22 protein-coding genes and 2 pseudogenes are annotated in these 23,390 nt (G+C 70.6%); 10 read left to right on the forward strand and 14 right to left on the reverse strand.

Going from position 1 to position 23,390, the window contains the following annotated elements:
* The coding region (locus ABZ818_RS34305; protein WP_361423600.1) for a transposase at window positions 1–638 on the reverse strand (638 nt) is incomplete at its 3' end.
* 24 nt (window positions 639–662) lie between these two features.
* Between ABZ818_RS34305 and tnpA the strand changes: the two genes are divergently transcribed.
* Both tnpA and ABZ818_RS34315 read left to right on the forward strand, forming a co-directional pair.
* The gene (gene tnpA, locus ABZ818_RS34310; RefSeq protein ID WP_361423513.1) at window positions 663–1,079 is read left to right on the forward strand and encodes an IS200/IS605 family transposase; all 417 of its coding nucleotides are present in this window, start codon (window positions 663–665) and stop codon (window positions 1,077–1,079) included.
* A gap of 214 nt (window positions 1,080–1,293) precedes the next feature.
* Window positions 1,294–1,661: pseudogene (locus ABZ818_RS34315) on the forward strand (metalloregulator ArsR/SmtB family transcription factor).
* A gap of 9 nt (window positions 1,662–1,670) precedes the next feature.
* Here ABZ818_RS34315 and ABZ818_RS34320 read toward each other — a convergent pair.
* Complete coding sequence (locus ABZ818_RS34320; protein ID WP_361423516.1) at window positions 1,671–2,792, reverse strand: acyltransferase; 1,122 nt, start codon at window positions 2,790–2,792, stop codon at window positions 1,671–1,673.
* A gap of 409 nt (window positions 2,793–3,201) precedes the next feature.
* On the opposite strand from ABZ818_RS34320, the gene ABZ818_RS34325 reads away from it, so the two are divergent.
* Complete coding sequence (locus ABZ818_RS34325) at window positions 3,202–3,903, forward strand: alpha/beta hydrolase (RefSeq protein WP_361423519.1); 702 nt, start codon at window positions 3,202–3,204, stop codon at window positions 3,901–3,903.
* A gap of 40 nt (window positions 3,904–3,943) precedes the next feature.
* Window positions 3,944–4,822, forward strand: coding sequence for an inositol monophosphatase family protein (locus tag ABZ818_RS34330; RefSeq protein WP_361423522.1), 879 nt, complete (start codon window positions 3,944–3,946; stop codon window positions 4,820–4,822).
* A gap of 91 nt (window positions 4,823–4,913) precedes the next feature.
* Here ABZ818_RS34330 and ABZ818_RS34335 read toward each other — a convergent pair whose 3' ends face one another.
* The 3 genes from ABZ818_RS34335 to ABZ818_RS34345 all read right to left on the reverse strand — a co-directional run bounded on the left by ABZ818_RS34335 (window position 4,914) and on the right by ABZ818_RS34345 (window position 7,682).
* Window positions 4,914–5,234: a hypothetical protein gene (locus tag ABZ818_RS34335; RefSeq protein WP_361423603.1), complete on the reverse strand. Its 321-nt coding sequence runs from the start codon at window positions 5,232–5,234 to the stop codon at window positions 4,914–4,916.
* A gap of 502 nt (window positions 5,235–5,736) precedes the next feature.
* Window positions 5,737–6,630, reverse strand: a complete 894-nt coding sequence (gene rbsK, locus ABZ818_RS34340; protein WP_361423525.1) for a ribokinase — start codon at window positions 6,628–6,630, stop codon at window positions 5,737–5,739.
* The gene (locus ABZ818_RS34345) at window positions 6,627–7,682 is read right to left on the reverse strand and encodes a LacI family DNA-binding transcriptional regulator (protein WP_361423528.1); all 1,056 of its coding nucleotides are present in this window, start codon (window positions 7,680–7,682) and stop codon (window positions 6,627–6,629) included. Before ABZ818_RS34345 ends, rbsK begins: the two co-directional genes overlap by 4 nt.
* Window positions 7,683–7,987: 305 nt before the next feature.
* On the opposite strand from ABZ818_RS34345, the gene ABZ818_RS34350 reads away from it, so the two are divergent.
* From ABZ818_RS34350 to ABZ818_RS34365, 4 genes and pseudogenes are all read left to right on the forward strand, one after another.
* Window positions 7,988–8,935: a nucleoside hydrolase gene (locus tag ABZ818_RS34350; RefSeq protein WP_141364909.1), complete on the forward strand. Its 948-nt coding sequence runs from the start codon at window positions 7,988–7,990 to the stop codon at window positions 8,933–8,935.
* Window positions 8,932–10,374: an MFS transporter gene (locus ABZ818_RS34355; RefSeq protein ID WP_361423531.1), complete on the forward strand. Its 1,443-nt coding sequence runs from the start codon at window positions 8,932–8,934 to the stop codon at window positions 10,372–10,374. The genes ABZ818_RS34350 and ABZ818_RS34355 overlap by 4 nt, the downstream gene beginning before the upstream one ends.
* A 229-nt stretch (window positions 10,375–10,603) precedes the next feature.
* Window positions 10,604–10,708, forward strand: a pseudogene (locus tag ABZ818_RS34360) (TetR/AcrR family transcriptional regulator); the annotation flags it as partial.
* Window positions 10,709–11,140: 432 nt separating this feature from the next.
* Complete coding sequence (locus ABZ818_RS34365) at window positions 11,141–11,350, forward strand: hypothetical protein (protein ID WP_361423534.1); 210 nt, start codon at window positions 11,141–11,143, stop codon at window positions 11,348–11,350.
* A 67-nt stretch (window positions 11,351–11,417) separates the two neighbouring features.
* Here ABZ818_RS34365 and ABZ818_RS34370 read toward each other — a convergent pair whose 3' ends face one another.
* The 3 genes from ABZ818_RS34370 to ABZ818_RS34380 are packed head-to-tail and all read right to left on the reverse strand — an operon-like array spanning window position 11,418 to window position 15,102.
* Window positions 11,418–12,743, reverse strand: coding sequence for a M20/M25/M40 family metallo-hydrolase (locus ABZ818_RS34370; protein ID WP_361423537.1), 1,326 nt, complete (start codon window positions 12,741–12,743; stop codon window positions 11,418–11,420).
* The gene (locus ABZ818_RS34375; protein ID WP_361423540.1) at window positions 12,740–14,146 is read right to left on the reverse strand and encodes a cytosine permease; all 1,407 of its coding nucleotides are present in this window, start codon (window positions 14,144–14,146) and stop codon (window positions 12,740–12,742) included. The genes ABZ818_RS34370 and ABZ818_RS34375 overlap by 4 nt, the downstream gene beginning before the upstream one ends.
* Window positions 14,147–14,148: 2 nt before the next feature.
* On the reverse strand, window positions 14,149–15,102 hold the full coding sequence (locus tag ABZ818_RS34380) for a DUF1177 domain-containing protein (RefSeq protein WP_361423543.1): 954 nt from the start codon (window positions 15,100–15,102) through the stop codon (window positions 14,149–14,151).
* Window positions 15,103–15,213: 111 nt separating this feature from the next.
* Here ABZ818_RS34380 and ABZ818_RS34385 point away from each other — a divergent pair, with 111 nt between their 5' ends.
* Together ABZ818_RS34385 and pepE are read left to right on the forward strand one after the other, a co-directional pair.
* Complete coding sequence (locus ABZ818_RS34385; RefSeq protein ID WP_361423546.1) at window positions 15,214–16,074, forward strand: IclR family transcriptional regulator; 861 nt, start codon at window positions 15,214–15,216, stop codon at window positions 16,072–16,074.
* A gap of 29 nt (window positions 16,075–16,103) precedes the next feature.
* Entirely contained in the window at window positions 16,104–16,832 is a 729-nt protein-coding gene (gene pepE, locus ABZ818_RS34390) for a dipeptidase PepE (protein WP_361423549.1), read from the forward strand.
* A gap of 667 nt (window positions 16,833–17,499) precedes the next feature.
* Here pepE and ABZ818_RS34395 read toward each other — a convergent pair.
* The 6 genes from ABZ818_RS34395 to ABZ818_RS34420 are packed head-to-tail and all read right to left on the reverse strand — an operon-like array spanning window position 17,500 to window position 23,194.
* Window positions 17,500–18,264, reverse strand: coding sequence for an ABC transporter ATP-binding protein (locus ABZ818_RS34395; protein ID WP_361423552.1), 765 nt, complete (start codon window positions 18,262–18,264; stop codon window positions 17,500–17,502).
* On the reverse strand, window positions 18,261–19,061 hold the full coding sequence (locus tag ABZ818_RS34400; RefSeq protein ID WP_361423555.1) for an ABC transporter ATP-binding protein: 801 nt from the start codon (window positions 19,059–19,061) through the stop codon (window positions 18,261–18,263). Before ABZ818_RS34400 ends, ABZ818_RS34395 begins: the two co-directional genes overlap by 4 nt.
* Complete coding sequence (locus ABZ818_RS34405) at window positions 19,058–19,936, reverse strand: ABC transporter permease (protein WP_361423558.1); 879 nt, start codon at window positions 19,934–19,936, stop codon at window positions 19,058–19,060. Before ABZ818_RS34405 ends, ABZ818_RS34400 begins: the two co-directional genes overlap by 4 nt.
* Window positions 19,933–20,898 (reverse strand): ABC transporter permease, encoded by a 966-nt coding sequence (locus tag ABZ818_RS34410; protein ID WP_361423561.1) that lies wholly within the window; start codon window positions 20,896–20,898, stop codon window positions 19,933–19,935. Before ABZ818_RS34410 ends, ABZ818_RS34405 begins: the two co-directional genes overlap by 4 nt.
* A complete protein-coding gene (locus ABZ818_RS34415; protein ID WP_361423564.1) occupies window positions 20,898–22,418 on the reverse strand; it encodes an ABC transporter substrate-binding protein in 1,521 nt (506 codons plus the stop codon). Before ABZ818_RS34415 ends, ABZ818_RS34410 begins: the two co-directional genes overlap by 1 nt.
* Before the next feature lie 47 nt (window positions 22,419–22,465).
* Window positions 22,466–23,194: a DUF1684 domain-containing protein gene (locus tag ABZ818_RS34420; protein WP_361423567.1), complete on the reverse strand. Its 729-nt coding sequence runs from the start codon at window positions 23,192–23,194 to the stop codon at window positions 22,466–22,468.
* Window positions 23,195–23,390 lie beyond the last annotated feature (196 nt).

The following is a 23,390-nucleotide window of genomic DNA, read 5'->3' on the forward strand; positions in this document are numbered from 1 at the left end:
CGCAGGAACTTCGGGGAATCAACCTTGCGGCCGTCGGCGAGGACGGCGAAGTGGTTCAGGCCGAGGTCGATCCCGGTGTCCGTCCCAGTCTCGGGAAGGATGTCCGGGTTGGTGTCGACGACGAACGAGGCCCAGTACCGCCCGGCGGCATCCATCGTGACCGTGACGGACGTCGGGATGGACGGCAGCGTACGGGACCACTTCACGCGCAGGTCGCCGACCTTGGCCACGTACAGGCGCCCGTTGCGCCGGATGCTGAACCCGTTCGCGGTGAGCCGGATCGACTGCCTGCGGTCCTTGCGGGACTTCAAACGCGGCGGGGCAGCCTTGGGGCCCCTGCGCTTGCCGGTGACCGAGGCGAAGAAGTTCCGGTACGCGGCGTGCAAATCCCGCAGCGACTGCACCAGCACCACGGAGGACACCTCACCCAGCCACGCCCGCTCATCGGTGCGCTTGGCAATGGTGATGACCTGCTTCTGCAAGTCGGTGTCCTTGACGTACGGCAGCCCCGCCGCGTGGGCTTCCTGCCGGGCACGCAGCCCGTCATTGAAGACCACACGAGCGCACCCGAACGCCCTCGCCAGCGCGGCGGACTGGCCGGGCTCGGGGTACACGCGGAAGTTGTACCTCAGCTGCACAGCCACGACCGTACCATTTGGTCCATGGCTGCAGAGACCGAATATCGCCGCGGCAGGCACGTAGTTTCAGCAATGCATGTCCATTTGGTCTTCGTGACCAAGTACCGGCGCGGCGTCCTGGATGACACGATGCTGAGCGTCTGCGAGGACACCATGCGCAAGGTGTGCGAAGACTTCGGAGCAGAGCTGACAGAGTTCAACGGTGAGGACGACCACGTGCACCTGCTCGTGCACTACCCGCCGAAAGTCGCCGTCTCCAAACTGGTGAACAGCCTCAAGGGCGTCTCCGCGCGCATCCTGCGCCGGGACTTCACCGGCCGCGTGAACCAGGCAATCATGCATGGACACTTCTGGTCCCCGTCGTACTTCGCAGCATCGTGCGGCGGCGCACCACTGTCGATCATCCGGCAGTACATCGAACAGCAGAAACGCCCGGTCTGACGGCCGGGCGCGCTTCGAGGATGCGCTAACCCCGCCCTGAAGGGACGGGGCTTGCGCGCAAGATCACCGGTCACCACATCAGCATGATTCCAACTCGTGGTGACACGCGGTCCGGGTCGAGAAGGATCTGCTCTGCAAGGCACATTCCACGTGGCGCCCTCCGGGGCGCCACCGCGTCTTGGACCATCCCCGATGCGGCAGGGAGCACGCACTCATGCAAGTCCCCCTCTACCAGGCCAAGGCGGAGTTCTTCCGCATGCTCGGGCACCCCGTGCGCATCCGGGTCCTGGAGCTGCTCCAGCACGGTCCCGTGCCCGTACGTGATCTGCTCGCCGACATCGAGATCGAGCCGTCCAGCCTCTCGCAGCAACTGGCCGTGCTGCGACGCTCGGGCATCGTCGTGTCATCCGGGAGGGATCCACGGTCCGTTACGCCCTCGCCGGCGGCGATGTCGCCGAACTGCTGCGCGCGGCCCGCCGCATCCTCACCGAACTCCTGGCCGGCCAGAACGAACTGCTCGCCGAACTCCGGCAGACGGACGGCGCCGCGACCGCGGGCGCCCCGGGCGGACAGCAGATGTAGCCGACTCGCTCAACGGCGCCGAGTCGGCGGCTCCGGGCCGAACGCGGCGGTCTTCAGCGAACGCCGCATGGCCAGCACCATCGGGCGCTCCACGAACCGGTGCACGAGATAGGACAGCACGACCAGCGCGGCGACCGTGACTCCGACCAGGAGCAGGGGATCGACCCGGTCGCCGAAGTGGTGCGCGACGGTCATTCCGAGCGTGTCGTGCAACAGGTACAGAGGGAAGGTCATCGTGCCCATGACGGTCAGCCCGCGCCAGCGAAGCCGGCGGGTCCAGCCGAGCGCGATGGCGCAGACCATCAGGAAGAAGACCGTGACCGCCAGGACCAGCCAGCCGCGCCACGGCGACCAGGTCTCCCAGTTGTTGCGGCCACCGGTGGGTGCCAGCAGGAAGTGCAGTGCCAACAGCCACGACATGGCGACGATGCCCCACAGCAGAGGTGTCGGCCGGTACCGGTGCATGAGGTAGAAGGCCATGCCCGCGATGAAGTACGGGGCCGACGTCGGGTTCACCACGAGCGTGAGCAGCGGGATGTGGGCGGCGGGCGCGAGTACCGCGGCGACCGTCCACAACCCGCAGAAGATCACTACGCGCTGGTAGGTGAGGCCCTTCCACACCACGACCGCGAACGTGAGGTAGAAGCAGAGCTCCGGCCAGAGGGTCCAGTAGACCGGGTCCAGGTTGGACACGCCGAGCGGGGTCTGCAGCATCGTGAAGTTGGCGAGCAGGACGCGCGGGTGCGGGTGTCCGAAGGGGGTGTCGGCGAAGTAGATGACGCATGCCGACACCAGGATCGCGATCCAGTACATCGGGTACAGGCGGGTGACGCGTGAGATGAAGAAGTCACGCGGTGTGCGCCCCCACGCGCTCATGCAGATGACGAAGCCGCTGATCAGGAAGAACAGGTCGACGCCGAGCCGCCCGAAGGCGAGGTAGCCGTGCAGCTCCGGGAAGAGGCTCTGGTAGGGGCGCCCCCAGATGCCCTTCATCGCCCCGGGGGTCTGGCCGACGAAGTGGAAGAGCACCACCGACAGCGCCGCCAGGAACCGCAGCCCGTCCAGGGCGGCGAGCCGGTCTCTTCCCTTCCCGGCGACGATCACCCGTGCCGCAGGGGGCGCCTGCGGCACCAGCACTTCCTCTGTGACCGCCCCCTCGTTCCGCGGTCGCGTGGCTGCACCGGCCGATGCCCTGCGATCCGTGTGGGTCATATCTCCCGTTCCAGAGTCGTCCTTCACCGAAAGGGCCCTGGAATCCGGATCACATGCCCGACGGGCGGATGGCGATTTCACCGAGTTTGCACTCATTCCGCTGCGGGGCGAGTGCCGGCACCGCCCTGGCCCACAGAGGGGCCCTACCCGATGTCTCCGATGGGATACGGGACCGCCGGGGTGACAAGGACCGCACATAGGAGCGACCCCTCCCCCGCCGGGGCGCCCTGTCATCCCGGATACTCCCAGCCGAAGACCGTCGGAGCCCGCCCCCCCCAACAGCGTCAACTCGATGAACGCCCCGGTCGCCGTCGTCTACCCTCCGAGCATGGTTGATCACTGCGTTGTCGACGTAGGCGGGATCCGACTGGCCTATCAGGTGTGGGGGGCGCCGTATGCCCAGCCGCTTGTCCTCTTGCACGCGCTGGGTGAGAACGTCACCACCTGGGACAGCGTGGCTCGCGTCTTCGCGCGCAGCCGACGGGTGTATGCCCTCGACCTTCGCGGTCACGGCCGCAGCGACTGGCCGGGAGACTACTCGCTGGAACTCATGAAGGCCGACGTGGTCCGGTTTCTCGACGTGTTGGGACTCGGTCCCGTGGATCTGATCGGGCATTCCATGGGCGGGGTCGTGGCCTACCTGCTCGCGGAGGACCACCCGGAGCGGGTCGGACGGCTCGTTCTCGAGGACGTTCCGGTCCCCCGTCCCCGGGAGCCGACCGTCCCGGCCAGGCCGGACGGCGAACTGGACTTCGACTGGGAAACGGTGCCGGCCATCAGACGCCAGATCGACCACCCGGACCCGCGGTGGCTGGAGCGACTCGGCCGGATCACCGCCGAAACCCTCGTGCTGGCCGGCGGTCCGCACAGTCACGTCCCCCAGGACGGCATCGCCGAGCTCGCCCGCCGCGTCCCCGACGGGAGCGTGGTCACCATCCCGGTCGGGCACCTGATCCACGCTGCGGCGCCGGAGGCATTCACGGAGGCGGTTTGCGGGTTCCTGCCCGCGGTGAGCGACCGGTGCCGGTGAAGCGGCGGGGCTGTTCCCGGTCTCGACTACTCTGCGGGGCGTGATCAACTCGTACGCGGGACTTGATGATGCCGGGGTTGCCATCGCTGCGGCACGTGCGGGCGCGGACGTGGTGCGCACCTTGTACGGCCGGCCGCTCGCCCGCGTCGACAAGGGTGCCGGGGACTTCGCCACGGCCGCCGATGTGGAGGCCGAAAAGGCGATCTTCGCCGTCCTCCGGGCCGCCCGGCCGGATGACGCGGTGCTCGGTGAGGAGAGCGGACGGCAGGGTGCTTCCGACGCCGCGCGTCAGTGGTTGGTGGATCCGTTGTGCGGCACGCTGAACTACGCCGTCGGCAACATGCTGGTCGCTGTCAACGTGGCGCTGCGCGACGGGGCGGCGGCGGTGGCCGATCCGTTCAGCGGCGAGGTTTTCTTCACCAGCGGCGAGGCCGCCTGGGTGCGGCGGGATGGGGCCTCTGTGCTGCTGACGCCCACGCCCGCGACCCGGCTGGTGGACGTCAACCTGGACCCGCCGTTCCCGAGCGCGCCCGGCTTCCGGGCCGTGGACCTGCTGGCCTGCCCCGGGTTCGTCGAGCGGTTCCGGCCGCGGGTCGTCTCCACGACAATCGCGTTGGCCTGGGTCGCTGCCGGCAGGCGCGCCGCGTACGTCACCGACGGCGGGGACCTGTCCGGGAGCGTGCATTTCGCCGCCGGTATCGCTCTGTGCCGGGCCGCCGGCTGCGTGGTCACCGGGATCGACGGCGCTCCGATCGGGCCGGCGGCCCGCGGACTCGTCGCGGCCGCCGACGCCGATACCCATCGGACGCTGATGGCGATGATCCGCGACTCGGCGACGGAATCCGCCTGTACGACAACCCCGGCGGCGCCCCCGTCCGACTCGAACTGCTCAACGGGGACGACCACTCGGCCACGGTGAACGTGCGGTACCGCCCGGTCGCGACCGGTACCGCATCGCACAGCGAATTGAATCTGCCGCATGCCACCGGAGGGCTCACGTGCGGCAGTTGTCACGCGGTGCCGTGGCCGTCCAGGAAGCGGAGCAGTACCGAGGCCTCCTCGCGGAGTCGGGCGGCTCGGTCGGCGTGTGCGGGGGTGGTCAACTGCTCTGCGGCTTCGAGTCGTTCGGTGGCCTCGGCCCGCACGATGTCCGCCACGCCGCTCTCGCTCAACTCACGTCGCAAGGCCTCGGTGGCGCCGGCACCGACCGGTGACTGTTCCAGGGCCAGGCCACGCGTCTCGGTCTCGCCCACGGGCACCGCCTCCGCGTTGTCCAGTGCGGCGAGTGTCGCGCGCAGGGCGCTCACCGCGGCCTTGTCGCGGGCGCGCATCGCTTCCGGGAGGGCTTGACGCATACGTACACGTAGGGACATGCCGGGACCCTACGGGGCTGGTCCTGGTCCCACAACGCAATATCCCGGGCCCCCGGCTGGTCACAGCCGTCAGCGTGGATTCGCCAGTGCCCGCTTGATGAGCATCGATGCTTCGGGCGGCCAAGGGGCGGTCGGCGGAGGGTGCGCGCGGCCCGGCGCACGCGGTGTGCGGTTCCGGTGAGGGCCCTCGCCCGGCGAGCAGTACCGCCAGCGCCTCCCAGTGACCCAACCGCTGGTCCGGGAGTGCCGACAACTCGTCGACGTAGCGGCCTGGTTGCAGCAACTGCGCCAACCGGCCCGCCGCTTGTACGGCGGCAGCGAGGAGAGCGGAGCGCAGACGCCGCCGGAACCGCGGAAGCCCGGCGGGCGCAGAGTGGTGCCGACGTCCCGTATCAGGCCCCTGACCGTCGCATCGAGGTCGGGCATTGCCCTACGACAGGCCCTCGATCACCGAGAGTCCTCAGCGCTTGAGGAAGGCCTCCACCTCGTCGCGGTGGGGCAGCGACGGCTGGGCGCCGGGGCGGGTGGTGCTGAGTGCCGCCGCGGCGCAGGCCCAGCGGGCGGCCTGTTCCAGGGTGCGGCCCTCGGCCAGGGCTACGGCGAGCGCGCCGCAGAAGCAGTCGCCGGCCGCCGTGGTGTCCACCGGCTGGACCGCGAAGGCCGGGATGTGCAGCCGCGCGGTGCCCTCCAGGAGCAGCACGCCGTCACCGCCGAGGGTGACGATGACCGCGCCCGGTCCGCTCAGTTTGCCCGCGGCGGCGGCGACCTCGTCGATCGTTTCCGGGACCGGGGTGCCGGTGAGGGCGGCCAACTCGGTGCGGTTGGGGACCAGTACGTCGACGTGGCGGGGCGGGACGGCGCCTGCGACGGCGGGTGCGGGGTTGTGCACGACGATGCCGCCCGCCAGCTCGGCGGCCGCGTGGTTGGCCTCGTCGGGGACCTCCTGCTGGAGGACGGTGACCTTGGCCCGGTTCAGCACGTCGGCGGCGGTCCGGCAGTCGGCCGCCGTCAGGCGGGAGTTGGCGCCGGGGCTGACGATGATGGAGTTCTCGCCCGACGGGTTGACGGCGATCAGCGCGCGCCCGGTGGGCACCCCGGGGGTGCGGGTGAGGTACGCGGTGTCGACGCCTTCGGCGCGCACCGCGGCGGCCATCACGTCGGCCGCCTCGTCCTCGCCGACGCGGCCGATCATGGCGGCCTGCCCGCCGAGCCGGGCCGCGACGACCGCCTGGTTGGCCCCCTTGCCGCCGGGGTGCTCGACGATGTCCCCGCCGAGCACGGTCTCCCCGGGCACCGGGTGCCGGGGAACGGGTGTGACGAGATCGAGGTTGAGGCTTCCGACGACTGCGATCACTGGTGTTCCTCTGGGGTTCTGCTGCCGGGAATGGTCGTGGGCGCGACGGCGCGGGGCGTGCTGGAGGCGCGTACGACGAGTTCGGGTGAGAGGCGGACGGACCGGTACGCCTCGGCTCCCCCGCCGGCGAGCCGCTGGTCGAGGAGCCGGAGCGCCTCGGCCGCCACTTGGGCGGCCGGCTGGCGGACGGTGGTCAGGTTCGGTTCGGCGAGGCTCGCCATGGGGATGTCGTCGAAGCCGGTGACGGCGACCTCGCCGGGCACGTCGACGCCGAGTTGTCCGAGACGTTGCACCGCTCCGACCGCGATGAGGTCATTGGCGCAGACGACGGCATCCGGGCGGGCCGGCCAGATCCGCTCGACCGCGGCCCGCCCCCACTCCACGGAGAAGTCGCCGAGTTCGGTGCGGTCGGATGCCGTCGAGTCCAGGGCGGCGACGCCCGCCGCGTAGGCCGTGCGCCGTTCGACGGCGGTCGAGGCGGTACCGGCGGCGCCGAGGAAGCAGAACCGGCGGCGCCCGGTGCGGGCCAGGTGGTCCAGGACGAGGGACATGCCGGCGGCGTTGTCGACGGCCACCGAATCGGCGATCCCGGGGCCGCAGGAGCGGTCGAGCAGGACCAACGGGACGCGGGCCGCCGCGAGTTCGACGGCCTCGCGGCTGTGCGTCTCGTCGACGGGGATGACCAGCAGCGCGTCCACCTGCCGGTCCAGCAGTGCGGTGATCCGGGCCGCCTCGGTCCGCGGGTCGTCGTCGCAGTCGGCGAGCAGCAGGGCGCGGCCCCCGGCGTGCAGGGCGTGCTCCACCTCGCGTACGAGGGAGGGGAAGAAGGGGTTCGTGATCTGCGGCAGCACCAGGCCGATGGTGCCGGTGGAGCGGCTGCGCAGGGCGCGGGCGACCTGGTTGGGACGGTAGCCGAGGCTTTCGGCCGCGGCCCGCACGCGGCGTGCCGTCTCCGCTCCCACCGGGCGGGTGCCGGCCAGCACGCGGGACACCGTGGCGACGGAGCAGCCCGACGCGCGAGCCACGTCTCGCAATGTCACCTCGGTCACCATGCTCCGCCCCCTTCTATCGGGTCGGTTTCCTGGCCGGCACCTGGGCCTCCAGCACCGACCAGCACCGATGCCGGAGAACGTTATCACCCGCCTCCTCCGTCGCAGACTGTCCCCGAGCAGGGGTACGTGAAGGAAAGATGTAACGGCCATTGACACATCGGCGAGAAATGGGCGAATGTTCGGGAGAACGTTTTCCCTAACGTCTCCCGAGGCGCCGGACCACTCGGCGCCCTCCGGACGCGTCCGCCCCTGGGCGTCCCCGGAGATCGGTTTCACCAAAGGTAAGCGAGCAAAGGGGCTCTCCGTTGGCCAGAAAGATCATCCTCGACTGCGACCCGGGGCACGACGACGCCATCGCCATGCTTCTGGCGCACGGCAATCCCGAGATCGAGCTCGTGGCCGTCACGACCGTGGTCGGGAACCAGACGCTGGAGAAGGTGACCCGCAACGCCCTGTCCGTGGCCCGCATCGCCGGGATCACCGGGGTGCCCTTCGCCGCGGGTTGCCCCAGGCCTCTGGTGCGCGCCATCGAGACGGCGCCGGACATCCACGGCGAGTCCGGGCTCGACGGACCCGTGCTGCCCGAGCCGACCCTGGAACTGGACCGCCGCCACGCGGTCGACCTGATCATCGACACGGTCATGTCGCACGAGCCGGGCGAGATCACGATCGTGCCGACCGCCGGTCTCACCAACATCGCCATGGCGGTCCGCAAGGAGCCGCGCATCGCCTCGCGCGTCCGCGAGGTCGTCCTGATGGGCGGCGGCTACCACGAGGGCAACTGGAGCGCGGTCGCCGAGTTCAACATCAAGATCGACCCCGAGGCCGCGCACATCGTCTTCAACGAGAGCTGGCCGGTCACCATGGTCGGTCTCGACCTCACGCACCAGGCGCTCGCGACGCCCGCCGTCACCGAGAAGATCGCCGCGGTCGGCACCGCGCCCGCCAAGTTCGTCCTGGAACTGCTGGACTTCTTCGGCGCGATGTACGAGCAGGCCCAGGGCTTCGAGTTCCCGCCCGTGCACGACCCCTGCGCGGTCGCGTACGTCATCGACCCGGAGGTCATGACGGTGCGCAAGGCCCCCGTGGACATCGAGTTGACCGGCACCCTGACCCTCGGCATGACCGTGGCCGACTTCCGGGCGCCCGCCCCGGACGACTGCCACACCCAGGTCGCGGTGAAGCTCGACCACGAGCGGTTCTGGAACCTGGTGGTGGACGCCCTCGAGCGGATCGGCGACGTCCAGGCATGACCGTTCCCAGCGTTTCCACAACCGGCAGACCGCCCGCCTCGGGGCAGGGCTCCCCCGTCCGGATCGGTGTGCTGCTGACCGCGCTGCTCGCCGCGTGCGTGGCCTTCCAGCTCAACGCCAGCATGATCAGCCCGGCGCTGAAGAGCATGGAGGGCGCCCTCCACGCCACCTCCGCCGAGATCGGGCTCACCCAGACCGCGTTCTTCACCTCCGCGGCCCTGTTCTCGCTGTTCCTGCCGCGGCTGGGCGATGTCGTCGGCCGCCGCAAGGTCCTCACCGGCATGCTGGCCCTGATGGCCGTCGGATGTGTCGTCGCCGCGTTCGCGCACAACGTCCCGGTCCTGTTCGCCGGGCGTGTCATCCAGGGCGTGTCCGGCCCGGTCGTCCCGCTGTGCCTGATCATGCTGCGGGAGGAAGTGACCGAGCCCAAGCGCTACGGCACCCTGCTCGGTGTGATCACCGCCTTCAACGGCGGAGTCGCCGGTGTCGACTCTCTCGCGGGCGGCTACCTCTCCGACCACCACGGGTTCCAGTCGGTCTTCTGGGCGATGGCCGTCGTGGCGGCGGCCGCCACGGGGATGGTCGCTCTGATGAGCCGCGAGTCCAAGGCGCCGGTCACCGCGCGCATGGACTGGCCCGGCGTCGTGCTCCTCGTGGTCTCGGTCGGCTCGCTGCTCATCGCGCTGAACGAGGCCGGCAAGCTCGCCGCGGCCAACTGGCCGCTGATCGCCCTGCTCGTCGTGGTCGCCGCGGCCGCCTTCGCGCTCTTCTGGCGCACCGAGGACCGCAGCGGGCATCCGCTGGTCGCCACGCGCCATCTGCGGCAGCGCTCCACATGGGCGCTCCTGCTGACCACGGTGCTCACCATGACGGGTGTGTTCGCCGTCATGAACGGGCTGATCCCGGCGTTCGCCGAGGACGCGCAGGCCGGACTGGGCATGTCCGCGCAGCAGTCCGCGTGGTGGACCCTCACGCCGTATGCCCTGGCCGGACTGGCCATGGGCCCGATCGCGGGCCGGCTGGCCGCCACCTTCGGATACGGCCGGATCCTGCGCATCGGCCTCATCGGGGCCGCGGCGACCGTCGTGCTGATGATCCTCACGCTGCACGGCCATTCGCGCGCCCTGCTGCTGACGGCGTCCATCCTGGTGGGGATCACCTATGCCGGGATCGGGAACATCGTGCTCAACGGGCTCGGCATCGTGCTGTCCCCGCGTGAGAACCCCGGGTTCCTGCCCGGTCTGAACGCGGGTGCGTTCAACCTCGGTGCCGGTCTGAGCTTCGCGGTGCTGTACGCGGTCAAGACCGCGGCCGCACCCGCCGACCCGGCGTCGACCGGCGACTACACGACCGCCATGATCACGGGTGCGGTCATCATGGCCGTCGCCGTCGTGACGTCGTTCCTCATCCCCAAACCGGTGGCTGCGGAAGCGCGTTGAGCACGCGGGCCCCGCCGGGAGTTCGCTCCCCGCGGGGCCCGCGTCGACGTGTGCCGTTCGCCGTCCGGCAGCATCGCCGGGCCGCCTAATGGTGAAGCGTCAAGCCGGTCCGGAACCGTGGGCGAGCGTCAGCGCCGAGTCCGCGTGCAGCATGACGCGCACCGGCGTGAAGGTGGTGGCGTCCACCGGAGACTCGCCGCTGCCGGGATTGCGCGGATGAGCGCCGACGCCTGAACTCGCCGCGGCCCTCTCCGCCCCGGGCCGACCCCTCACCCCGGAAGCCACGTTCACCCGCTTCCTCATCCGACTGATCGACGGCCTCGGAACCGACTGACCACTTCAGAGCCCTGCGGCATGATGATCAGCGTGAACACCGAGATGTCGAGAACGGCCGAGGTTCCTCGGAACCGGACTGCCGAGGGGATGGCCGCATGACGGACTGGTCGCGTCTCAAGCACGCCTACGGCTCCGCGCAGGACCTTCCGGCTCTGTTCGGCCGGCTTGAAACTGAGCCGACGAAGGACCTGTGGAACGACCTGTGGTCGCGGCTCTGTCACCAAAGCAGAACCTACTCGGCGCGTTCGCGAGCCGGCGGATCCGGAGGTGTACGTCTACCTGCTCCAGTCCGCCATGGCATTCGAGGGTGTCCCGGTGTGGTCCGAGTGCCTGGAGGGCTTGGCCGACGAAGAGTACGAGCTCGCGTGCCCGGAGTGCGACATGGGGGTGTTCATCGCGATCGGCGAGGCCGGCTACTTCTCCGCGGTCGGTGACTACGAGCCCGGCGCCCCCGGGCACACCACTGCGCCCCGCCCTCCCCGAGAATCTGGAGGGACCCGCGCGGCAGCTCCACGACGCGGCCTTCGAAGCGGGGGCCGAGCGCGTCGCCGTGGGGCTCACCCACCTCTTCGGCAGTGCGACGTGCGGGGAGTGCGGAGCCGAGTTCTCGGTCGCCGAGCAAGTGGCCGACCAGTACTGACACGGCTCGTCAAGGGCACCCGTGCGGCTCGGTGAGTGACTTCTCGCCGAGCCGCACGGAGGGTCGTTCAGCAGTTCTGCCACAGGCGGGTCATCACCCGGACGCCGAAGCGCAGGCCTTCGAGGGGGACCCGTTCGTCGACTCCGTGGAAGAGGCGGCCGTAGTCGAGGTCGTGGGGCAGTTTCAGGCCCTTGAAGCCGAAGCAGCGGATGCCGAGCTTCGTGAAGGCCTTCGCGTCGGTGCCGCCCGGGTTGCAGTACGGGACCGGATGCCCGTCGGGGTCCTCGGCGCGTACGGCCGCGCACATCGCGTCGACGAGGGGGCCGTCGAAGGAGGTCTCCATGGCGATGTCGTGGTTGACCCACTGCCGGGCCACCGACGGCAGGAGCAACGCGTCGATGGTGTCGACGAGTTCCTGCTCGTGGCCGGGCAGGAAGCGGCCGTCGACGCGGGCGGTGGCCCGGCCCGGGATCACGTTCGTCTGGTAACCGGCCGAGAACATGGTGGGGTTGGCGGAGTTACGCAGCACCACCTGCATGAAGTCGGCGACCGGACCGAGCTTGGCGAGTTCCTTGTCGAGGTCCTCGGCGTCGAAGTCGATGTCGACGCCCTGGAGCCGCGCGGCCTCGGCGAGCAGCGCGCGCACCGGTTCGATCAGGCGGATAGGGAAGGTGTGACGGCCGATGCGGGTGAGCGACTCGGCGAGGTCGGTGACCGCGTTCTCGTCGTTGGGCGAGGAGCCGTGGCCCGCGCGGCCGGTGGCCGTCAGTTCCATCCAGGCCATGCCGCGCTGGGCGTTCTCGATCGGGTACAGCCGCCGGGTGTCGTCGAGCGCGTAGCTGAACCCGCCGCCCTCGCCGATCGCCTCGGTGACGCCGGCGAACAGCTCGGGCCGGTGCTCGACCAGCCAGTGCGCGCCGTACCTGCCGCCCGCCTCCTCGTCGGCGAGGAAGGCCAGGACGATGTCGCGGGACGGCCGGGTGCCGGTGCGGGCGAAGTGCCGTGCGGTGGCCAGCATGACCGCCACCGTGTCCTTCATGTCGATGGCACCCCGGCCCCACAGGTAGCCGTCGCGGATCTCGCCGGAGAACGGCGGGACCCGCCACTCGTCCGGGTCGGCCGGTACGACGTCCAGGTGGCCGTGGACGAGCAGTGCCCCGCGGCCGGGATCGCCGCCGGGGATGCGGGCGACGACGTTGGCGCGGCCTGGCGCGCTCTCCACCAACTCCGAGGTGATGCCGGCCTCGGCCAGGAGCTCCACGACGCGGTCTGCGCAGGCCCGCTCGTCACTGGTGGGGTTGGAGGTGTCGAAGCGGATCAGCTCCGCGCACAGTTCGACGACCTCACGCTGTGCCTCCTCGGAGGCGGTGACGAGTGAGGGGGTGGTGCTCATGACGCTCCTACGGGGGCCGTGCCGGTGGCGGCCGGGGACTGCCCGCTGCCTTCGGAGGGCTCGTCGTCGAGGGTGGTGGTGCCGTACGTCCTGACCCAGCCGGCGAGTCCGAGCACGCTGTACAGGACGAAGGCGGTCAGCAGGGAGTTGAGGGCGGGGATCCCGCCGTCGTAGAACTTGCCGACGCAGAACGCCGCGGCCCAGATGACCAGGGACATCGGCACCCAGACCGGTGAGGTGGCGGGCAGGGTCTGCGCCTCGCGGGTGGCGTCGAGCGGTCCGCGCATGCGCCGCACCACCCAGTACTCGGCGACGATGATGCCGCCGACCGGCGGGATGGCCACGCCGAGCACCGTCAGGAAGTCGGTGAAGTGGGTCATGATGCCGACCGCGGACAGCAGGGTGCCGACGAGACCGAGGACGATGGTGACCGCGCCGCGGCTCAGGCGCTTGCGGAAGACGACCTGGAAGAAGTTCACGACGCCGAGCGAGGAGCCGTACAGGTTCCAGTCGTTGATCTTCGCCGTGGACATCAGGACGACCAGCACGCCGAAGACGCCGGAGGTGGAGAGCACGATCTGGGAGACCTGGTTGCTGCCCACCATGTGGCCGAGGAGGACACCGGTCATGCCGACGATGTACTCGGACAGGATCATGGACGAGGCGCTCTGCACGAAGACGTGCGCGCCCTTCTTGTTGTAGCGGGTCATCTCGGGCGCGACGATCGCGCCGGTCATGAAGCCGCCCGCGATGGCGGTCGCGGCGACCGACAGCGGGACCGCGGGGCCGGGGGCCGGCGAGTGGACGAGGTCCGAGATCGAGTGCTTGGTCAGGGCGTCGGTGACGGACCAGGCGACCATCGCGAAGAACAGCGGGGTGACGATCTTCGCGAAGACCGCCATGTACCGGAAGCCGAAGACCACCAGGACGGTGATGGCCAGGCCCGCGACGACGCACCACAGCCACGAGGGGCCGCCGACCAGCGCGGAGACGCTGTTGCCGAAGATCGTGTTCTGCACTCCGAACCAGCCGACGAGGCTGATGGCGATGACGAGGCTGACCAGCGCGGAACCGTTGCGCCCGAAGCCGACCCAGCGGGTCAGCAGGGGGGTCGCCAGGCCCTCGCGCATTCCGGCCAGGCCGATCGCGAAGATCACGACTTCCAGGATCACGGCGCCGAGGGTGAAGGCGAGCAACGCGTTGCCGAAGGACATTCCGACGCCGATGGTGGCGCCGAGCGTGAACTGCGAGATCGATCCGGACTGGGCGAGCCACTGGAGCAGCATCGTCCAGAAGCCGAGCCGTTCGCTGCGCGGGACGCGGGCGAGCGCGTAGTCGTCGCTGCCCAGCGCTCTGTGGCCGGCGGTGTCCGGTGCGGTGGCGGTGTTCTTGTGAGCGGCCATGATCACGACTCCCTGGGTGCGCGGCCGAGGGTCTGCAGGTGCGCCAGCGAGCCGTAACGGGACACGAGCTGGTCGAACTCCACGTCGTCGTGGAAGTCCAGGCGTCCGCCGCCGTAGGCCTTGGCGGTCTCGACGGCGAACCGGGCGGCGGCCGCGATGTCGGTCTCGTGGCTCGCGCCCGTCTGGCAGCCGGGCACCGCCGCGGCCGAGGTGACCGCGAGGCCGACGACCGGGGCGGATGTCGCCGTGGCCGGCTGAAGGATCGAATTGATGTGGTGTACACCGTTACCGTACGGGGTGATGTCCTGCGTGGTCACCGGGTACGTGACCAACGGCTCACCGGTGACCACGGCCAGCAGCTCCCCCAGCTGCTCGCCGACCTTGAGCACCCAGCCCTCCTTGACGGTGGGCGACAGGGCCAGGCCCTTGTGGTTGATGATCCGGTTGCCCTTGGTGGTGTCGATGGAGAGCACCGCCTCCATCTCGTCCGTGACCTCGTGCCGGTTCATGGTGGCGATGTCGACCGGCGAGTCCATGAACGGCACCGGGTCGTGCGGTGCGGTCGGGGCGTTCGGGCAGATGTGAGTGGCCACGATCACGTCGCCGTCGAGCACGTCGCCGCGGCGGCGCATGTCCAGCAGCTTGGCGGCGGTGGCGATCGCGGCGATCGCGCCGTCCGCGTCGGAGACCAGGCCGGTGATCTCCGGACGGGCACCCACACCGCCCAGCCGACCGACCACGCCGAGGGTGCGCGAGGCGCCACCGCGGCCGCGGCCGGTGCGGCCCGGCACGCGCACGAGGACGAAGTCCGTGGAGCCCCGCTCACCGGTGACGGTGGTGACCTGGGCGCCGGAGCCGGCGGGGCCCGCCACGGAGTCGAGGTAGGCGGCGACTCCCTTGCCGTCGGCATCGGGATCGTCCAGCAGATCCACGATGTCCAGGACGTACTTCAACATGGGCAGCTTCTCCTGATCCGCACCTGAGGCGGTGCTGACAGAAGATTCGGGATCCGTTAACCTTCTTCGCAACTGTTTCCCGTTATCTGCAATTCAGGTCTGAATGGCGAGATGGGCGGAGGGGCGGACGTCATACGGAGAGGAGTTGCCGTGCCTGACATCCCCGTCGACCGGAAGACCCCGGCCGGGGCACTGCAGACCGTCGACCGCGCCCTGCTGGTGCTGCTGGCGTTCGAGCGCACCCGGCCCGACTGGGGGGTGACGGAGGTCGCCACCGAGTTCGGCTGGGACACCTCGGTCGCACAGCGGCTGCTGTCCACCCTGGCCGGGCGCGGCTTCCTGGTGTCCGACCCGGCGACCCGCCGCTACCGGATCGGTCCCGCCGCCCTGCGGCTGGGCCGCCTCTGGGAGCGCTCCGGCTCGCTGGAACTGCTCGCGGAACCGGTCCTTCAGGAACTGCGCGCGGCGACCGGGGACACGGTCCTGTTCTGTCTGCCCGACAGCTTCCACATGCGGTGCGTGGCGGCGGTCGAGGGCGAGGAGGGGCCGCTGCGGTACTACCCTCTGGTCGGCGAGCTGTACCCGGCGCACGCGGGGGCGACCAGCAAGTCGTACTACGCGTTCCTGCCCGACGAGCAGCGCCACCGGCTGTTCCGCGGCCGGCCCATGGCCCGGTTCACCGAGCGCACGGTCACCGACCCCGACCAGCTGGAACGCGAGTTCCGCCAGGTCAGGGCGCAGGGCTACGCATGGACGGCCGGCGAGTACGACGCCGGTATCGGCACCGTCGCCGTGCCGGTCTTCCTCGGTGCCGAGCCCTACGGCAGCCTCAGCCTGGGGGCCGCGAGCGAGCGCTTCCCGGACGGTCCCGAGGACCGGCTCGACGCGTTGCGCAAGGCGGCCCGCCTGCTGGAGCAGCGGCTGACGCACCCGCCCCAGCACCACCGTCGCCCGCGCACCCGCACGGCCTGACGCAACGAACCCATGGTGAGGAACACCCCTTGAACCTGCTGCTCCTGTCCAACTCCACCCAGTACGGCCGCGGTTACCTGGAACACGCCCTCGACACCGTGACCGCGTTCCTGCCGGCCCGGGCACGGCTCGCGTTCGTGCCGTACGCGCTTGCCGACCACGACGCCTACACGGCCAAGGTGCGCGACGCGCTCGCCGGGGCCGGCATCGACGTGCACGGGGTGCACGAGGGCGGTGACCCGGTCGGCCGGCTCGCCGAGGCGGACGCCGTGTTCGTCGGCGGCGGCAACTCCTTCCGGCTGCTGACCGCTCTGTACCGGACGGGCCTGCGGGACGCGCTGATCAAGGCGGTCGGGGACGGGCTGCCCTACATGGGCGCCAGCGCGGGCACCAACATGGCCGCGCCCACGCTGCGCACCACCAACGACATGCCGATCGTCCAGCCCCCGTCCTTCGAGGCGCTGGGGCTGGTCCCGTTCCAGATCAACCCGCACTACCTGGACCCCGACCCGGGCTCCACGCACAAGGGCGAGACCCGCGAGGAGCGCCTGACGGAGTTCCTGGAGGAGAACGACGTACCGGTGCTCGGCCTGCGCGAAGGCTCCTGGCTGCGCGTGGCCGGACCCCGCGCCACGGTCGGCGGCGAGAACGACGCGCGCCTCTTCCGCCGCGGCACGCCGCCGCGGGAGGTACCGGTCGGCTCGGACGTGTCCGAACTGCTCACCGTCGCACCGGAGTACGACACACCGGCACGGTAAGTCCGGAAGCAAGCGCGGGGGCCGGGACGGCACGGGGGCCCGGAACGGCAGCGGGTCCAGGGCGGCGCGGGGGGCCGGGAGGGCCGGGGGCCCGCGCCGAGCGGCATGCCGGGGGTTCGGGCCGGACTCCCGGCACGACCAGGCGCCCGGCACGGGCGGGAGCACGCGCCAGGCGGCACGACGGCGGCTCGGGCCGGCCGGGACAGCCAGACCCCCCGGAACAGCCGGTGACCCGCACGGGCGGGACCCAAAACGGCCGAAGTCCCACACCAGACCGCGCGACAGCGGCTCGGACCAGCCGCCGCGACAGCCAGACCACCCGGTACAGCCAGTAGCCCGCACCGGCGGGACCCGAAACGGCCCAAGGCCCACACCAGGCCACGCGACAGCAGCACAGGCCGACCACCAGGACAACCAGACCCCCGGAACAACCAGTAGCCCGCACCGGCGGGACCCGAAACGGCCCAAGGCCCACACCAGACCGCGCGACAGCAACACGGGCCGACCACCAGGACAACCAGACCCCCGGAACAACCAGTGGCCCGCACCGCCGGGACCCGGAACAGCCGAAGGCCCACGGCGGGCCGCGCGTTGCGGGTTCGGGTCGGCCGGATACGGCCGGGGCCCGGCGCGGTCGGGGGCCCGGGCCGGGCGATGTGCCGGTGGTTCAGGCCGGCAGGCGCGGGACGCTGTCGAGCAGGCGGCGGGTGTACGGGTGCGCCGGCCGGCCCAAGACCTGGGCGGTGTCGCCGTGTTCGACCACACGGCCGCGTTCCAGGACGGCGGTGCGCTCGCACAGGGAGGCGACGACCGACAGGTCGTGGGAGACCATCACGAGCGTCAGCCCCTGCTCCTGCTTGAGCTCGGCCAGCAGGTCGACGACCTTCACCCGGGTGGTCACGTCGAGCGCGCTCACGGGTTCGTCGGCCAGCAGGACCCGCGGGGTGCAGACGGTGGCGCGGGCGATGGCGATCCGCTGGCGCTGGCCGCCGGAGAACTCGTGCGGATAGCGGTCCGCCGCGTCGGCCGGCAGGCCGACCCGCTCCAGGGCCGCGGCCACCTTCGGCCCAGCCGTGGCGCGGCTGTCGATGCCGAGGGAGAGCAGCGGCTCGGCCACGGTGGCGCCGACACGGCGGCGCGGGTCGAGCGAGGAGTAGGGGTCCTGGAAGACGCACTGGACGCCGCGCCGGAACCGGCGCATCTGCTCCCGGTCCCGCGGGGACAGTTCGGTGCCGTCGAACCGGACCTGGCCGGCCGTGGGGCGGGCGAGGCCCAGCAGCAGCCGCAACAGCGTGGTCTTGCCGGCTCCGGACTCCCCGACGAGCGCGAGACTGCGTCCGGCCTCGACCTCGAACGAGACGTCCTCGACCACGTTGCCCGTGCTGCCCCGGTAGCGCAGCGCGACGCCGGACAGTTCGAGTACGGGGGTCATCGCGCGCTCCTCAGGTCCAGGGCGGATTCCAGGCGCCGGGCGCTGGCGACGAGGGCCTTGGTGTACTCCTCGCGGGGCGCGCCGACGATGGTCTCGACCGGTCCCTCCTCCACGGCCCGCCCGTCCTTCAGCACCAGGGCGCGGTCGGTCACCTTGGCCACCACGGCGAGGTCGTGGCTGACGAACAGCACCGCCATGTCCCGTTCCCGGACCAGCGTGTCGACGAGTTCCAGCATCTCCGCCTGCACGGACACGTCCAGGGCGGTGGTCGGCTCGTCCGCGATGAGCAGTTTCGGTTCGCAGGCCAGGGCCATGGCGAGGGCCACGCGCTGGCGCTGCCCACCGGAGATCTCGTGCGGGAACGCGCGGGCGATGCGCTCGGGGTCGGGCAGCCGGACCTGTGCGAGCGTGTCCGCCACGGCGCGCTGAAGGTCCTTGCCCTTCAGGCCGGTGCGCCTGCGGAGGGGTTCGGCGATCTGGCGGCCCACGCGCATCAGCGGGTCGAGCGCGGTGAGCGGCTCCTGGAAGACGACGGCCGCGTCCCGGCCGCGCAGGGAGGTGAGCCGCTTCTCGGGGGCGCCGACGACCTGGGTGCCGGCGAGTTCGACGCTGCCGGTGGCGGTCATGCCGTCGGGCAGCAGACCGAGCACGGCGAGCGTGGTCAGGGACTTGCCGGAGCCGGACTCGCCGATGAGGCCGAGGCGTTCGCCGCCGGCCACGGTGAAGGACAGGTCGTGGACCAGGGTGCGGCCGTCACCGGTGCGGACGGTCAGCCCGCGTACGTCGAGGAGGTTCACGCGCGCCTCCGGCGGGTGGCCGGGTCGAGGGTGTCGCGCAGGCCGTCGGCGATGAGGTTGACGCCGATGACGAGCAGGACGAGCAGGATGCCGGGGGCGAGCGCGCCCGCCGGGGCGGTGGTGAAGGTGGCCTGGGCCTCCTGGAGCATCCGGCCCCACGAGGCGTTCGGCGGGGGCGCGCCGAGCCCGAGGTAGGACAGTCCGGCCTCGGCCAGTACGGCCAGACCGAACTGGAGAGCGAGGTTGACCACGAGGGTGGGCCAGATGTTGGGCAGCACATGGCCGACGACGGTCCTGGGCCAGGGCGTGCCGGAGGTGCGGGCCGCGGTGATGTAGTCCTGCGCCAGCACGCGTTTGACGAGGATGCGCACCAGCCGGGCGACGACCGCGCTCTGCGCCAGGCCGATCGCGAGGACGGCCGAGCCGAGGGTCGCCGAGCGGGCGGCGACGATGAGCATCGCGAGCAGCAGCGTGGGGAAGGCGATGAGGATGTCGAGGAACGCCGAGAGCGTGTCGTCGAGCCAGCCCTGCGCGAACGCGGCGAGCACACCGAGGGTGACGCCGATCGCGGCGGCGACGAGCACCGACCCGAGACCCGCCTCAATGGCGATCCGCGAGCCGGTCATCACCTGGGTGAACAGGTCGCGCCCGAGCTTGTCGGTGCCCAGCGGATGTCCGTTCCCGGGACCGGCCAGCCGTCCGCCGGAGGTGTCGTCGGCGGGGTAGGGCAGCCAGAACAGGGAGATGAGGGCGAGGAGTGCGATGAGGCCGGCCAGGACGCAGCCGACGACGAGCGTGGCAGAGCGGCGGGACCGGCGCCGGCTCGGGGGCTTCTCCTCCGGCCGGACGGTGGGCAGGGTGTCTGCCTGGGTCATCGGGCACCTCCGGAGAGCCGGCCGCGCAGGCGCGGGTCGATGATCCGCTGGACGAGGTCGGCGACGAAGCCGATGAGCAGCACGGCGAGGGTGGAGACGAACAGCACGCCCTGGATGACGGGGTAGTCGTGCTGGGCGATGGCGGTGGCGAGCAGGGAGCCGAGGCCGGGCAGCGCGTACACCGATTCCACGACGACCGCGCCGAGCAGGGTCGAGGCGAGCTCGATGCCGAGGATGGAGATGACCGGTACGGAGGCGTTGCGCAGGCCGTGCCGCCACATCGCCCGGCCGAAGGACGAGCCCAGGGCGCGGGCGGTGCGCAGGTAGTCGCTGCCGAGAACGTCGAGGGTGGCGGAGCGGACGTAGCGGATCAGGGACGCGCTCATCACCAGGGCGATGGTGGCGACCGGCAGGACGAGGGAGCGGATCGCCTCGGCGGGCTCGGACCAGCCGTCCGGCGGGAAGCCGCCGGACGGGAGCCAGCCTGCGTTCAGCGCGAAGACGGCGATGAGGATCATGCCGAGCCAGAACACCGGTACGGCGATGCCCAGTTGGGACGCGCCGCTGAGCAGTGCGCCGTACCAGGTGTGCCGCTTGTGCGCCGCGACGAACCCGGCGGGCACGGCGAGGACGACGGCGAGGGTGAACGCGGCCAGGGTCAGCGGCACGGTGACGCTCAGCCGGGAGGCGACCTCGGGTCCGACCGGCAGCGAGCTGACGAATGAGGTACCGAGGTCGCCGCTCGCCAGCTGCCCGAGCCAGTGGACGAACTGCTCGGGCAGCGGCCTGTCGGACCCGATGGAGTGCCGTGCCGCGGCGATCTGCTCCGGGCTCGCACCCACCGAGGTGAGTGCGTTGGCCGGGTCGCCGGGCAGCATCCGCAGCAGGACGAACAGCACCACGCTCGCCAGGGCCAGCGACACCAGGAGGAAGGCGAAGCGGCGCAGGAGATAGCGGGCCATCAGCCCTTCTTCTTGATGTCGTAGGCGTAGAACTGCGAGTTGAGGCCGTTGAGCGGGTAGCCGGACAGCTTGCTGTTCGCGACGACGATCTGCGGGTACAGGTACAGCCAGTCGCTGGCCGCGTCCTCGGCGGTCTTGCGGTTGACCTTCTTCAGCAGCTCGGTCTGCTCGGCGGTGGTGGAGGCCGCTTCGGCCTGCTCGACCCACTGGGTGACCTGCTTGTTGTCGTAGCCCCAGTAGAAGTCGGGGTTGCCGTACCAGACGAGGTCGCGGTCGTTGACGTGCTCCTGGAGCGTGGCCGAGAAGTCGTGGTTCTTGTAGACCTTCGTGTACCACTCGTCCGGCGTGATCGTGTTGATCTTGACGGTGACGCCGACCTTGGCGAGTTCGGACTTGATGAAGGTCGCGGCGGTGGGGTGCGGGTCGTAGTTCGGGGTGTCGAGGGTGAAGCTGAAGCCCTTGGCGTACCCGGCCTCGGCGAGCAGCTTCTTGGCCCGCGCCGGGTCGTAGGCGTTGACCTTGGTGAGGTCCTCGTACCAGGGGTCGGTGGGCGGCACCATCGAGCCGATGAGCTTGCCGTAGCCGCCCCAGACCGACTCAAGCAGCTTCTTGTCGTCGATGGCGGAGGACACGGCCTGGCGCACCTTGACGTCGGTGAAGGGCTTGGCCTTGTCGTTGAAGGCGAGCAGCAGCTTGGTGGTGGAGTCGCCGTCGTTGACCTTGTAGTTCTGGTTGTTCTTGAACTGGTCGAGGGCGTCGGGCGACTGCTCGCTGGTGACCACGTCGACGGCGTTGGTCAGCAGCGCGTTGTTGAGGGCGGTCGCGTCCTTGTAGTAGTGGAAGACGGCCGTCTTGTTCGCCGCGGCCTTGCCCCAGTAGCCCGAGAACCGGTCCAGGCTCAGGGCGGAGCCGCGGGTCCACTTGCCGAGCTGGTAGGGGCCGGTGCCGTCCTCGGTCGTCTTCAGGTTCTTCGCCTGGGAGTTGATGATCCAGACGTAGGAGAGGTTGTAGACGAAGGAGATCGACTTCTTGGACAGCGTGACCTTCACGGTCCGCGCATCGGGGGTGGCGATGTCCTTGATGACCTGGAGGTTGGCCTTGCGGGCCGACTGGGAGTCGTCCGCGATGACCTTCTCCAGGCTGTACTTGACGTCTTCGCTGGTGAGGGCCTTGCCACTGTGGAACTTCACGCCGTCGCGCAGGGTGAAGGTGTAGGTGAGTCCGTCACCGCTCACCTTGTGGTCCGTGGCGAGCAGCTTCTCGACCTTGCCGTCGTCGGTGAGCTTGAACAGCCCTTCGTAGACGTTGCCGTTGAGGGCCTCGGTGACGCCCTGGCCGCCGCCCGCGGTGTTGTCGAGGTTCTGCGGCTCGTAGAGGGAGCCGATGTTGACGGTGGCGTCCTTGTTCACAGCGCCGCCGGAGGCGCTGCCGCCCGAGCCGGAGCCGCCGCAGGCGGTCAGGGTCAGGGCGAGGCCGGCCGCGGTGGCGGTGGCGTACAGGGACGTCTTCTTGATGCTCATGGCTGTGGGCGCTTTCGTGCTGGTGGTGCGGGAGGCTACGGGGGTGATCAGTGCTGTGCGGGGAAGCCGCCACGGAAGACGGGGAGCTTCTCACCGGCCTGAACGGGCAGGTGGAAACGGTTCTGCCGCGGCGGCATCGGACAGTTGTACTGATCGGAGAACCCGCAGGGCGGCACGAAGGCGCGGTTGAAGTCCAGCAGGACGCGGTCGTCGTCCTCGGTGCGCTGTACGAACAGGAAGCGGCCGGCGCCGTAGGTGGTGTCACCGTTGGTGGGGTCGCCGAAGACGAGCAGCAGGGTGCCGTCGTCGTCGAAGGCGCTGAGGGTGTAGGCGCGGCCGTCGACGGTGAGCGTGATGTCGCCGGGGACGACGAGGTCGCGGGTGCCGCCGTTGTCCCGGATGTGTTCGAAGGCCACACGCCGGGCGCCGGGCACGGGCGTGTAGGTCGCCTCGATCACCCAGGCCGGGTCGTAGGGGAACACGTCGACCCGGTCGAAGTGGCGGACGGCGGGCGAGTCGGCGTCCCAGAACCGCAGGCCGTGCTCGGGCTCGCCGGTGACGAGGTCGGTGCGCTGGAGCGTGGTGACGGTCACCGTGTGCGGCTGCCCCGCGCGCGCGGCCTCGGCGTCCGGGCGCTCACCGGCCGGCAGCCAGCGGGTCTCGACGAGGGCGAGGTTGCCCGTCGGCGAGGTGAGGGCCCGATGGCGCTCGGACCGCCATGCTTCCCACTCCCCCGCGGGGTCGGCTGTGGGCTGGTCGGTGATGGTGTGGGACATGTCAGGACTCATTCGCGCAGCGTTCGTCGGCATCACGCCGCAGATGTCACGCCGCGTGAATTGATGGCCAAAGCATCACCTTTATCTTCTATAAGACTCTCTAATGTCAAATGAGATCCACAGCTCGGACAGCGGCCCGGGGCGACAGGCCGGGCACGGCCTGTCGCCCCGCCGGCCTGCCGTCCCGGAGCCCGGC

The sequence above is a fragment of the Streptomyces sp. NPDC047453 genome (genome assembly GCF_040643155.1).
Taxonomy (GTDB): Bacteria; Actinomycetota; Actinomycetes; order Streptomycetales; family Streptomycetaceae; genus Streptomyces.

What these genes read in the sequence shown, in the direction of transcription:
- tnpA (WP_361423513.1), top strand. Translation starts at nt 663, where the DNA reads ATGGCTGCAGAGACCGAATATCGCCGCGGCAGGCACGTAGTTTCAGCA.
- ABZ818_RS34325 (WP_361423519.1), top strand. Translation starts at nt 3,202, where the DNA reads ATGGTTGATCACTGCGTTGTCGACGTAGGCGGGATCCGACTGGCCTAT.
- ABZ818_RS34335 (WP_361423603.1), bottom strand. Translation starts at nt 5,234, where the DNA reads ATGCGCGCCCGCGACAAGGCCGCGGTGAGCGCCCTGCGCGCGACACTC.
- ABZ818_RS34345 (WP_361423528.1), bottom strand. Translation starts at nt 7,682, where the DNA reads ATGGTGACCGAGGTGACATTGCGAGACGTGGCTCGCGCGTCGGGCTGC.
- ABZ818_RS34355 (WP_361423531.1), top strand. Translation starts at nt 8,932, where the DNA reads ATGACCGTTCCCAGCGTTTCCACAACCGGCAGACCGCCCGCCTCGGGG.
- ABZ818_RS34370 (WP_361423537.1), bottom strand. Translation starts at nt 12,743, where the DNA reads ATGAGCACCACCCCCTCACTCGTCACCGCCTCCGAGGAGGCACAGCGT.
- ABZ818_RS34375 (WP_361423540.1), bottom strand. Translation starts at nt 14,146, where the DNA reads ATGGCCGCTCACAAGAACACCGCCACCGCACCGGACACCGCCGGCCAC.
- ABZ818_RS34380 (WP_361423543.1), bottom strand. Translation starts at nt 15,102, where the DNA reads ATGTTGAAGTACGTCCTGGACATCGTGGATCTGCTGGACGATCCCGAT.
- ABZ818_RS34385 (WP_361423546.1), top strand. Translation starts at nt 15,214, where the DNA reads ATGGGCGGAGGGGCGGACGTCATACGGAGAGGAGTTGCCGTGCCTGAC.
- ABZ818_RS34395 (WP_361423552.1), bottom strand. Translation starts at nt 18,264, where the DNA reads ATGACCCCCGTACTCGAACTGTCCGGCGTCGCGCTGCGCTACCGGGGC.
- ABZ818_RS34405 (WP_361423558.1), bottom strand. Translation starts at nt 19,936, where the DNA reads ATGACCCAGGCAGACACCCTGCCCACCGTCCGGCCGGAGGAGAAGCCC.
- ABZ818_RS34410 (WP_361423561.1), bottom strand. Translation starts at nt 20,898, where the DNA reads ATGGCCCGCTATCTCCTGCGCCGCTTCGCCTTCCTCCTGGTGTCGCTG.
- ABZ818_RS34415 (WP_361423564.1), bottom strand. Translation starts at nt 22,418, where the DNA reads ATGAGCATCAAGAAGACGTCCCTGTACGCCACCGCCACCGCGGCCGGC.
- ABZ818_RS34420 (WP_361423567.1), bottom strand. Translation starts at nt 23,194, where the DNA reads ATGTCCCACACCATCACCGACCAGCCCACAGCCGACCCCGCGGGGGAG.